Annotated in this window: 11 protein-coding genes and 2 tRNA genes; 8 read left to right on the top strand and 5 right to left on the bottom strand. The window is 70.9% G+C overall.

The genetic code is table 11. The features are described 5' to 3' along the window. Window positions 1–1,722 (top strand): DEAD/DEAH box helicase (locus tag FV222_RS09440; RefSeq protein ID WP_147813988.1); only part of this gene is annotated, 1,722 nt, incomplete at its 5' end. Between the two features lie 55 nt (window positions 1,723–1,777). Here the strand turns inward: FV222_RS09440 and FV222_RS09435 are convergent. Together FV222_RS09435 and FV222_RS31090 are read right to left on the bottom strand one after the other, a co-directional pair. After that, a complete protein-coding gene (locus FV222_RS09435; protein ID WP_147763240.1) occupies window positions 1,778–2,743 on the bottom strand; it encodes a hypothetical protein in 966 nt (321 codons plus the stop codon). 281 nt (window positions 2,744–3,024) lie between these two features. Beyond that, window positions 3,025–3,921 (bottom strand): hypothetical protein, encoded by an 897-nt coding sequence (locus FV222_RS31090; RefSeq protein ID WP_246685392.1) that lies wholly within the window; start codon window positions 3,919–3,921, stop codon window positions 3,025–3,027. A 195-nt stretch (window positions 3,922–4,116) separates the two neighbouring features. Between FV222_RS31090 and FV222_RS09425 the strand changes: the two genes are divergently transcribed. The 4 genes from FV222_RS09425 (at window position 4,117) to FV222_RS31865 (ending at window position 7,251) form a co-directional block, all read left to right on the top strand. Continuing rightward, window positions 4,117–5,514, top strand: a complete 1,398-nt coding sequence (locus tag FV222_RS09425; protein WP_246685393.1) for an ATP-binding protein — start codon at window positions 4,117–4,119, stop codon at window positions 5,512–5,514. A 64-nt stretch (window positions 5,515–5,578) separates the two neighbouring features. Then, the gene (locus FV222_RS09420; protein ID WP_147752173.1) at window positions 5,579–6,253 is read left to right on the top strand and encodes a response regulator transcription factor; all 675 of its coding nucleotides are present in this window, start codon (window positions 5,579–5,581) and stop codon (window positions 6,251–6,253) included. A gap of 34 nt (window positions 6,254–6,287) precedes the next feature. Further along, window positions 6,288–6,968: a TenA family protein gene (locus tag FV222_RS09415; protein WP_147752174.1), complete on the top strand. Its 681-nt coding sequence runs from the start codon at window positions 6,288–6,290 to the stop codon at window positions 6,966–6,968. Window positions 6,969–7,116: 148 nt separating this feature from the next. Beyond that, window positions 7,117–7,251 carry a hypothetical protein gene (locus FV222_RS31865; RefSeq protein ID WP_281406040.1) on the top strand — a complete coding sequence of 45 codons (135 nt, stop codon included), beginning with the start codon at window positions 7,117–7,119 and terminating at the stop codon, window positions 7,249–7,251. A 192-nt stretch (window positions 7,252–7,443) separates the two neighbouring features. Here the strand turns inward: FV222_RS31865 and FV222_RS09410 are convergent. Further along, window positions 7,444–7,517: transfer RNA gene (locus FV222_RS09410), tRNA-Gly, on the bottom strand. 271 nt (window positions 7,518–7,788) lie between these two features. Between FV222_RS09410 and FV222_RS09405 the strand changes: the two genes are divergently transcribed. The 3 genes from FV222_RS09405 to FV222_RS09395 all read left to right on the top strand — a co-directional run bounded on the left by FV222_RS09405 (window position 7,789) and on the right by FV222_RS09395 (window position 8,810). Beyond that, window positions 7,789–8,442 (top strand): Maf-like protein, encoded by a 654-nt coding sequence (locus FV222_RS09405; RefSeq protein WP_147752175.1) that lies wholly within the window; start codon window positions 7,789–7,791, stop codon window positions 8,440–8,442. Next, complete coding sequence (gene yacG, locus FV222_RS09400; protein ID WP_147752176.1) at window positions 8,439–8,633, top strand: DNA gyrase inhibitor YacG; 195 nt, start codon at window positions 8,439–8,441, stop codon at window positions 8,631–8,633. Before FV222_RS09405 ends, yacG begins: the two co-directional genes overlap by 4 nt. Window positions 8,634–8,734: 101 nt before the next feature. Continuing rightward, window positions 8,735–8,810 (top strand) — tRNA-Phe (locus tag FV222_RS09395). A gap of 74 nt (window positions 8,811–8,884) precedes the next feature. On the opposite strand, the gene mobA is transcribed toward FV222_RS09395, so the two are convergent. Beyond that, on the bottom strand, window positions 8,885–9,508 hold the full coding sequence (gene mobA, locus FV222_RS09390) for a molybdenum cofactor guanylyltransferase MobA (RefSeq protein ID WP_147752177.1): 624 nt from the start codon (window positions 9,506–9,508) through the stop codon (window positions 8,885–8,887). Between the two features lie 7 nt (window positions 9,509–9,515). Then, the coding region (locus FV222_RS09385) for an Mrp/NBP35 family ATP-binding protein (protein WP_147813986.1) at window positions 9,516–10,334 on the bottom strand (819 nt) is incomplete at its 5' end.

The raw sequence follows: 10,334 nt of genomic DNA, 5'->3' as shown, positions 1-10,334 counted from the left end.
CTTCCCGCCCCGTTCGCGCGGGCGCTCGCCGACCATGACTACGCCGAACCGACGCCGGTGCAGAGCGCCGTGCTCGAAGCGGCCGCCGACGGCCGCGACCTCCTCGTCTCCGCCCAGACCGGCTCCGGCAAGACCGTCGCCTACGGGCTGGCCATGGCCGGCCTGCTCCTCGACGGCGCGGAGACGCTGGCGCCCCCCGGCGCCCCGCTGGCGCTGGTTATCGCACCCACGCGCGAGCTCGCCCTGCAGGTCCAGCGCGAGCTGATGTGGCTCTACGGCCCCGCCGGCGGCCGCGTCACGGCCTGCGTCGGCGGCATGGACCCGCGCCGCGAGGCCCGCGCGCTGAACGAGGGCACGCACATCGTCGTCGGCACGCCCGGGCGTCTGCGCGACCACCTCGAACGCCGGACCCTCGTCACCGACCAGATGCGGGCGGTCGTCCTCGACGAGGCCGACGAGATGCTGGACCTCGGCTTCCGCGAGGACATCGAGTTCATCCTCTCGGCGACGCCGAACCAGCGCAGCACCTTCCTGTTCTCGGCGACTCTGCCGAAGGCGATCGACAGCCTCGCCGCCCGCTACCAGCGCGACGCGCTGCGGCTCGCGGTGAAGAGCGAGACCCGCGGGCACGCCGACATCGCCTACCGGGCGATCCGCGTCGTACCGCGCGAGATCGAGCACGTGGTGCTCAACCTGCTCCGCGCGGCGGACGCGCCGACGGCGATCGTGTTCTGCAACACCCGCAACGCTGTGCGCCACCTCCAGGCGAGCCTGACCGAGCGCGGCTTCTCCACCGTGGCGCTGTCGGGCGAGCTCGGTCAGGGCGAGCGGAACGCCGCGCTCCAGGCGTTGCGCGACGGCCGTGCCAAGGTCTGCGTCGCCACCGACGTCGCCGCCCGCGGCATCGACCTGCCGGGCCTGTCGCTCGTCATCCATGCCGACCTGCCGCACGACGCCGAGGTGCTGCAGCACCGCAGCGGCCGCACGGGCCGCGCCGGCAAGAAGGGCACCAGTATCCTGCTGATCCCGAACGCCCGCCGCCGCCGGGCCGAGCAGATGTTCCAGCTCGCCAAGATCAGCCCCGAATGGGGCGGCCCGCCCTCGGCCGACGAGATCCGCCGCCTCGACGGCGAGCGCATGCTGGAAGACCCGCTCTTCACCGAGGCGCCCGGCGAGGAGGACCTTGCGCTCGCCGAGACCCTGGTCACCGGCCGTACGCCGCTCGAGCTCGCTGCCGCGCTGGCCCGGGTCTACCGCACCCGCCTGCCGGCGCCGGAGGAGGTGACCGACCCCGGCGAGCAGTCCGGCCGCGGCGCGTCGAGCCGTCCGCCCTACGACCCGATGGACCCCGAGCGCATCGCCGCGATGGGCCCGGCGGTGTGGTTCCGGCTCAATCTCGGCCGGCGTGACAACGCCGACCCGCGTCGCCTGCTGCCGATGCTGACGCGCCGCGGCGGCATCGACCGCCAGGAGATCGGCGCGATCCGCATCTTCGACCGGGAGACCAAGTTCGAAGTCCGCGGCAACGCCGCCTCGCGCTTCGCGCAGGCGTTCGCCCGCAACGGCTCACCGGAGATCCAGGTGGAAGCGCTGGAGGGCGATGCGCCCGCCGCCGAGCGCAAGGGGCCGGCCGGCTTCAAGAGCCCGCGCGCGGCCAAGCACGAGCGCCACGTCGGAAAGCCCGAAGGGGCCAAGACCTACGCCCGGAAGCCGCGGGCCTGAGCCGCGACCGGGCGCCGCCTTAGGGCGACGCCCGTCACCAACACGTCTGGGCCGGTCAGAACCGGTCGGGAATGCCCTTCACGGCGTCGCCGAGGGCCTCGACGCTCTCGCGGATCTTGCGGCCGGCGGGTGCGAGCGAGGGGACCTTGATCCCGAACACCTCTGTGTCCTCGTCCTGCGCCTGGGCGGGCGCCAGCTTGGTCTCCGCCGCCTTGGCCTCGACCGCCACCGGCTTCAGGGCGGCAGGCTTCCCCGCCACCGCCTTGCTCGCCGGCACCGAAGTGGGCTTGGCGTGCGCCTCGATCCGCGGCTTCGCCTTGACCGCTTCCGGCTTGCTGATCTCGAGCTTCGTGACCTCAGGCTTGGCGCCCTCCTGCCGGATCGCCTCGTCCTTCGTCGCCGCCGGCTTGGCAACGATCGCCTTCGGCGGTTCGAGCGGCAGGGCCGCGTAGGTGGTGGTTTCCGTCTTGGCCCGAACCGTCTCGGCCGCGAGCGGCGCAATTCCGGGGACAGCGCGGGCCGGCGCGACCAGCGTCGCCTGGCGGGCGGGGCCGATCACCGGCACCTCGACGATGGCCGGAAGCGGCTTTTGCGCCGGGACGTCGGGCTTGCCCGCGGGGGCGACGGGGAGCGCGACCGGCAGTGTGACGGTGTCCGCGGCCGTGTTTCCGGCGCGCAGAATCGGGTCGACCCGCGCCTCGACGACCGGCGCAGTCGCCGGCTCGGGCGGCAGGATCTCGCGGATCTTCGGGACCGCGGGACCGCTTCCGGCCAGCGCCGGCATGCCGTCCTTGAGGTCGGGCCAGTCGGCGGCCTTCTGGCTCATCGCGATCGGTTTCGCCCGCTGCGGGCCGGCAAGGCCCGAGAGGTACGTGCTGGCGACGCCGGCGAAGGCCCCGGTGGCGCCGAGGCCCAGCGCACCGAACAGGGCGATCCGCGCCCATGGACGGCGAACGCCTGAGCGCGGGGTCGCGGCGGCGGCGGATCGGGTCTCGGAAGGGTCGAGGGCGAGATCAATCATCGGGCGGGGTCGATCTTGGCACGAGGTTGCGTCGGAAAAGCGAGACGAATGCGACCGATCCCCCCAATCACGGTCGCGCCCGCCCCCGAAGACCTTCCGAACGCGAGATTTGGCGTTCCACTGAGGACCGGCAATACGGCGCAACGATGTCGTCGCGCATTCGCCGCGCTGATCCGCGGCTTCAGCACCCGGCGTCTTCTGTGGAGAAGTCGTTCCGGCGACGAGGTCTTGCGTAGACGCAGGCTGCTTAAGAACTCGTATCGCCTGCTCTTCGGCACGCCTCAACGCGAGTGTGCCAAGTAGCGGGCCTGCGCGCCGGCCACCCGCTCGATCGCGCGGACCCACCGATCCGCTGCTTGGGCGGGGCGCGGCCCGCCGGACAGGATGGCGGCCTTGAGCGCGAAGCCGTCCCGGTCGCCCCAGCGCGCGAGCAGGGCCTGGAACGCGTCGTGCCGCGCACGCTCGAACGGCATCGCGCGGCCCGCCGCGTCGCGGCAGGGATGCGGTGGATAGAGGTGGCCCACCGGCACGAGGCCCATCGGGATCGGCGCCGTCGCCAGGTGCGTCAGCCTGCGCAGTAAGATCTTCGGCACGACGAACGCCCGCGGACCGGAGGCGTTGCCGGCCCCGCCCAGCATTTCGATTCGCCCGAGCGGACCCGCGACGACGAGGTCGGCACCGCCCGCCACCAGCTCGGGCCGGATGACGGCGTCGAAGTCGATCGACGCCGAGCCGCGATGCGCGCGCAGCCTGTCCAACGCTGCCGGCCGGTCGGTCCTGATGCGGACCGACGCTGGGCTCAGCCCGAGCCCGAGATCGAAGCTCACCGCTTCGCGCCGCGTCGGATCGAGGGCCTCGGCGTCGGGGCCGAACTCGGTGAACCCCATGCGGGCTGGCGGCACGAGACTTGTCGCCGGCAGGCAAAGGGCGACTGCGTGGCTCCAGCCGTCGCCCACCGGCATTTCGTAGGCGACCGGTCGCAGTGTCTCGATAAGCGTCAACACGATGCCGCCGCGGTCGGTCCGCAGGCCTACCCTGCCCGCTTCGAGCGTCGCGAACGGCTCATCCTGCCCCCGGCGAAATTCGGCTGCGGCCCCGAACGCGCCGAGGCTCCACGCGCTCGCGGGGTCGGCGAGCGCGTCCAGCAGGATCTCGCGATCGTTCGCATCGAGGGGCATGGCGGCGACGGCTACGCCGGTCGTCGCGGCGGCTCAAGCCGGGTCGGTCGCCGAGGGCCGGAATGTGGATGGCCCGTCGGGCTCCCATCCACGCCATGGACTTCGCCGCGCCGCGCCGCCACCCTGCGCAGCGTGAACGCCCAGCCGATCCCCTTCGCGACGCAGCCGGACGACGTGCCCGCCGCCGAGCCGACCTTGCCCCAGACGGTTCCGGCCGTCAGGTTCTGGAGCGGCTGGTCGACGCGTGCACGGCTGATCGCGGTGGTCCTGGCCATCGACGTGATCGCCGCCCTGGTGTCCTGCGGCGTCATCGTCGTCAACGCGCGCAACGCGGTGAAGGTCGAGACGCGGGCGTCCCTGTCCACGGTGGAATCGCTGGTCGCCGACACGATCCGCCTCCTCGAGGCGGCGCCGGCCGAGCGCCTGCTTCAGACCCTCGACCTGCGCTTCCAGGTGCTGCGCCACGTCCGCGTGACCGTCCGCGACGCCGAAGGCGCGACCGTGGGCGCGCCGATCGGTCAGCCGCGGCCGGAGCGGGCGGCGCCCGCTTGGTTCGCCGACCTGATCATGCCGAAGATCGAGCAGCACGAATTGCCGATCGTCACCGCCGGCCGCACGATCGGCACCGCGCGGATCACCACCCAGCCGATGGACGAGATCGACGAGATCTGGGTTTACGCCCGCGCGCTGTCGCTCACGACATTCTGCATCAACGCGGCGATGCTGGCCGCCCTGTACCTCGCGCTTGGGCGGGTGCTGGCGCCGCTCGCGCGCCTCGCCGACGGCCTGACCCAGCTCGAGCGGCACGACTACACGGCACGTCTTCCGAGCCCGTCGAGCCACGAGTTTGCGGTGATCGCGACCCGGTTCAACCAGGTGGCGGAAGCCTTGAGCGCGGTCCGCGCCGCCAACGGGCGGCTGAAGCGGCAACTGCTGACCGCGCAGGACGACGAGCGCCGCAGCACCGCCCTGGAACTCCACGACGAGTTCGGCCCCTGCCTGTTCGCGCTGGAAGCCAACGCTGCCTCGATCGGGCGGCTCGCCACCGGAGCCGCCGAGCCCGACCGCAACAAGCTTTCGGCGCGAGCGTCCGAAATTGCCGGGATCGTGTCGCAGGTGCAGAGCCGCAACCGCGACCTGCTCAATCGCCTGCGACCGCACGCCCTCGGGCAGGTGCCGCTCGCCGACTGCCTGGACTTGCTGCTGCGCGACTTCGCCCGCCGCCATCCCGAGACGCGCTTTTCCGGGCACTTCGCCGGCCTAGCCCGCGGATACGGGGAGCTGGCCGACCTGACGGTGTTCCGCTGCATCCAGGAGAGCACGACCAACGCCGTGCGGCACGGCCGCGCCGCGTCGGTCACCGCCAAGGCGCGCGAGGCGGACGGCGCGCTGATGGTGTCGATCGCGGACGACGGCGCCGGGTTCGATCCCGACCACGGCACCGGGCTCGGGCTCTCGGGGATGCGCGAGCGCGTCGAGGCCCTCGACGGCACGTTTGTTCTTGACAAGCACCCGCCCGGCGCCGTTGTCCGCATTGTCATTCCCGTGGATCCGCACCGGGCCGACGATCCCGGACAAGTGCGATCCGCGTGAGCGGCCCTCCCATCCCGTGTCGTCTTCGCACCCCGAGTGGCCTCACCATGAAGTCCGTGGCTCGATGAACGCCTTTGCCATGAAGCCCGTCGCCGTCGAGACCCGGATGCCGGTGCTCGTGATCGACGACCACCCGATCGTGCTGCAGGGCTGCCGCCGGGTGCTGGAGGATGCCGGCATCGAGACGGTGGCGGAGGCGACGACGGTGGTCGACGGCTACCGCGCGTTCCACCGCCTGCGCCCGCCGATCGTGATCTGCGACCTGACCTTTCAGGGCAGCGGCCTGGCCGGCCTCGGCTTGATCCGCCGCATGTGCGCCGTCGAGCCCAAGACCCGCATCCTGGTCTTCAGCATGCACAACGATCCGGTGATCGTGGCGCGCGCGCTCGAGGCGGGGGCGCTCGGCTACGTCCTCAAGGACCATGCCTCTGCCGAGCTGTTCGAGGCTTTCGAGAAGGTCCGCGCGGGCCAAGTCTACCTCGACCGGCGGCTGGCCACCGAGGTCGCGATGCTGCGGACCGACGCCCGCCGCACCCCGGAATCCCAGCTGACGCCGCGCGAGCAGCAGATTCTCGCACGTCTCGCCCAGGGCAAGTCCTACGGCGTGATCGCGACCGACCTGTCGGTGAGCTACAAGACCGTCACCAACGCCTGCTCGCAGATGCGCCAGAAGCTCGGCGTGCGCACGCTGGCCGAGCTGATCCACGTCGCCGTCACAGAGGCCCAGCGCCAGGGCTGACCGGCACAGGCGCGACACGACGGAGGAGCGAACCATGGGCGCGACCGAGACAGGCCCCTTTTCGCAGGCGGCGTGGGCGCGCAATGCCGCGCTCTACGAGACCATCCGCACGATGCCGTTCAACGCCGAGCTCGCCGCCGGCACGCTCGGGCAGTCGCGCTTCCGGCACTACATCGTGCAGGACGCGCACTACCTGATCGGCTTCGGCCGTGCCTTGAGCCTCGCCGCTGCCAAGGCGCCCGAGCCCGACGGCATCGTCCTGTTCGCGAAGGCCGCCGAGGAGGCGATCGTGGTCGAGCGCGCGTTGCACGGCGGCTTCTTCCGCGACTTCGGCATCGGTCCGGACGCCTTCGCCGCGACGCCGCTGACGCCGGCCTGCGACCACTACGTCGCCTACCTGCTCTCGACCGCCTATGCCGAACCGTTCGAGGTGCTCCTCGGGGCGCTGCTGCCGTGCTTCTGGATCTACGCCGAGGTCGGCCGAGACATCCTGGCGCGCGAGAGCGCCGGCAACCCCTACCACGCCTGGATCGACACCTATTCCGGGACGGACTTCCAGGAGGCCGTCGCCCGGATGATCGCGGCGACCAATGCCGCCGCGATCCACGCGTCGCCCACGTTGCGCGAACGCATGCACCGGGCCTTCACGCACGCCACCCGGCTCGAATGGATGTTCTGGGACAGCGCCTACCGCGACGCCGCCTGGCCGGTCTGACGCGCATTTTCGCGATGGCCGCCGGTTGCCACCGTGCTTCGTCCGTTTCAGCAAAGCGTCGGAGGCCGCGCCGGAAACGGTTTTCCGCCGAGAACGCGGGCAACGCTTCGGAATGCGCCGCGTTGTCGCGTTAACCAAGGAGGCTAACGTGCAACAGAGCTGGATGACCCTTCCCGAGATCGCGCTGCACCATCACATCTCCATCGCGGATGCACAGGCGCTCGTCGACGCCGCGAACTGCCCGAAGGTGTTCAAGACGGACGCGACCTTCTACCTGATTTAACGAACTGTCCGTCGCCGATCGAGGCCAACGATCGGCGAAACTGCTTCGGGCTCCCCGGTCTCTTGCATGAGCTTGCCGGGCGAGCCTTACGCAGACATTCAAATGAGTTTGGATTTAATCCGATCAAGCGCGAAAATGCGCCCGTAGGAGTCCGCTTACCTTGGAACTCATGCTCGTTCGGTAAGCGCCGATTGGAGCGGGCGACGGGAATCGAACCCGTATATTCAGCTTGGGAAGCTGACGTTCTACCACTGAACTACGCCCGCGCCGGACCGCGTTTCGGCAGCGCGGCTGGAGCATAGCAGAGCCGCCGGCGTTGTCCACGGGTTCGACGTTGCGACGAGGCTGGATCCGGCGGTGGTGCCCAGAGCCGTCGGCGCAGTCTTGCGCTGTGCCTTTGCCCTCCGCAGACGGTCTCCCTCCGTCCCCTCCGTTCCCATGGCGTCGGCGTTCCACTATCACCCCTGGACACGTACCCGCGATGCCTGCGGCGTCCGCCTGATTGGGTGGCGCCGGCCGAGGATTGATCCGAGATCCATGGACGCCCCTTCCCCCCAGGCCGCGCCCGCGGACAACCCCGCGCGGCTGATCCTCGCCTCCGCCTCGCCGCGCCGGCTCGCCCTGTTGCAGCAGATCGGCATCGAGCCGGACGCGCTGCTCCCCGCCGACGTGGACGAGACCCCCCTGAAATCCGAATCGCCGCGCGAGCTCGCCCGGCGCCTCGCGCGGGCGAAGCTCGCCGCCGCGCAGGGCGCTTTGCACCTGCACGCACACGGCGCCAGGAGCTGGGTCCTCTCCGCCGACACGGTGGTGGCGGTGGGCCGGCGCGTGCTGCCGAAGGCCGAGGTGCCCGACGAGGCCGCCGACTGCCTGCGCCTGCTCTCCGGCCGGCAGCACCGGGTGTTCACGGCCGTGTGCCTGCTCTCGCCGAAGGGGGCGCGACGCGAGCGGATCGTCGAGAGCCGGGTGCGGTTCAAGCGGCTGTCGCAGCGCGAGATGAGCGGCTATCTCGCCTCCGGCGAATGGCGCGGCAAGGCCGGCGGCTACGCAATCCAGGGCTTGGCCGGCGCCTTCGTGGTCAAGCTCGTCGGCTCGCATTCGGCCGTCGTCGGCCTGCCGCTCTACGAGACGATGGCGCTCCTGGACGGCGAGGGCTTCCCGGTGCGCGCCGGCTGGAGCGCGATGGCATGAGTGCGCCCGCGAAGCTTCCCTCCTGCCCGATCTGCGGAAAGCCCGCCGACCCGAAGCTGAAGCCGTTCTGCTCGGAGCGCTGCTCGGACATCGACCTCGGGCGCTGGCTGAGCGACCGCTACGTCATCCCGGCCTCGGAGGACGAGGACGACGGCGACCTGCCGCCCGCCCGGAAACCCGAATCCGAATAGCCAAAAAATCATCGGTCTAGCTTGCGGGATCAGGCTGGACAGGTCGGGGGGCACTGACTATACCCCCGCTCCAGTCGAGGCCGCCAAGCGGTCCGGCGAAGGCCCAGGTAGCTCAGTTGGTAGAGCATGCGACTGAAAATCGCAGTGTCGGCGGTTCGACTCCGTCCCTGGGCACCATCTCTTCCCATCCGCTGAAACGAGTCTTCCGCCCTTGACCTTCTATGGGCGGCTCTGCGAGTTTCGCCGCCGCCTCAGCCGGCTGCCTCCTCAATCTCTTCGCACAGTGACGCCGCCGCGCTCAGGTCGTCCGGTGTGTTGACGTTGTGGAACGGGTCGAACCGCGAGACCGGCCATCGCACCACCGTCGCACCGTGGCGCTCGATGAAGCCGCCGACGCGGCGCTCTCCGCGTTCGACGTGGGCGGCGCGGAGGTCTTCCCGCAGACGCAAGGGCCAAAGGGCGACGGTGTAGTGTTGCCGCTCGCCAGAGGCGGCGAGCACGATCGCGGCCTTGTCCCGGGCGGCGGCGAGGCGGGCGATCAGGTCGTGCGGCAGGAACGGCGCGTCGCCCGAGACGCTGGCGACGTATTCGACGTTGGGATGGAACGCGGCGGCGTGGTCGAGCCCGGCCAGGATGCCGGCGAGCGGCCCGGGATGGCCGGGGACGCCGTCCGGCAGGATTGGTCCCGGAAAGCCCGTGAACCGCGTCGGATCGCCGTTGGCACTGAGGGCCACTCCAGACGCGCATTGCGGCGCGAGCCGTTCGGTCACGCGTTCCAGCAGGGTCCGCCCGGCGAGCGGGAGCAAAACCTTGTCGCCGCCGCCCATGCGCCGGGCGAGGCCGCCGGCCAGGATCAGGCCCAGGACCGGCGGCATCACGGGGCTACTCGAACACGATCTTCGGCGCGGCCCGGCCGGCCGGCGCGGCGTTGAGGTTGTCCCAGAGCTTGGCGGCGATCTCGCGGTAGACCCTGGCCTGCGGTCCGTCGGGCGCGACCGCGACGACCGGCTGGCCGGCATCCGACGATTCGCGGATCGTCATGTTCAGCGGCACCTCGCCGAGGAACGGCACGCCGAGGCGCTGCGCCTCGATCCGCGCGCCGCCATGTCCGAAGATGTGCGATTCATGGTTGCAGTTCGGGCACACGAAGGTCGCCATGTTCTCGATCACGCCGAGGATCGGCACCGCGACCTTCTTGAACATGGTCACGCCGCGGCGCGCATCGATCAGCGCGAGGTCCTGCGGCGTCGAGACGATGACGGCGCCCGACAGCGGCGTCGCCTGCGCCATGGTGAGCTGCGCGTCGCCGGTGCCCGGCGGCATGTCGACGATCAGCACGTCGAGCTCGCCCCAGAGCACGTCGCGCAGCATCTGCGTCAGCGCCGACTGCACCATCGGGCCGCGCCAGATCATCGCCGTCTCCGGCTCGATCAGGAAGCCGATCGACATCACCTTAAGGCCGTAGCCTTCCATCGGCTCCATGCTGCGGTTGTCGACCACCTTCGGCTTGCCGGAAAGGCCGAACAGCTTCGGCACCGAAGGCCCGTAGATGTCGGCGTCGAGCAGGCCGACCTTCAGGCCCTGCGCCTTCAGGGCAAGCGCGATGTTGCAGGCGGTGGTGGACTTGCCGACGCCGCCCTTGCCCGAGGCCACGGCCACGATGTGGCGAACCCCCGGCAGGGCCGGACCCTGGCCGGGAGG

Source organism: Methylobacterium sp. WL103 (assembly GCF_008039885.1).
GTDB classification, from domain to species: Bacteria; Pseudomonadota; Alphaproteobacteria; order Rhizobiales; family Beijerinckiaceae; genus Methylobacterium; species Methylobacterium cerastii.
This window is presented reverse-complemented; position numbering and strand designations above follow the sequence as displayed.

Coding starts and splice junctions, on each gene's coding strand:
- FV222_RS09420 (WP_147752173.1), top strand. CDS start 5,579: ATGAACGCCTTTGCCATGAAGCCCGTCGCCGTCGAGACCCGGATGCCG.
- FV222_RS09435 (WP_147763240.1), bottom strand. CDS start 2,743: ATGATTGATCTCGCCCTCGACCCTTCCGAGACCCGATCCGCCGCCGCC.
- FV222_RS09405 (WP_147752175.1), top strand. CDS start 7,789: ATGGACGCCCCTTCCCCCCAGGCCGCGCCCGCGGACAACCCCGCGCGG.
- mobA (WP_147752177.1), bottom strand. CDS start 9,508: ATGCCGCCGGTCCTGGGCCTGATCCTGGCCGGCGGCCTCGCCCGGCGC.
- FV222_RS09415 (WP_147752174.1), top strand. CDS start 6,288: ATGGGCGCGACCGAGACAGGCCCCTTTTCGCAGGCGGCGTGGGCGCGC.
- yacG (WP_147752176.1), top strand. CDS start 8,439: ATGAGTGCGCCCGCGAAGCTTCCCTCCTGCCCGATCTGCGGAAAGCCC.
- FV222_RS31090 (WP_246685392.1), bottom strand. CDS start 3,921: ATGCCCCTCGATGCGAACGATCGCGAGATCCTGCTGGACGCGCTCGCC.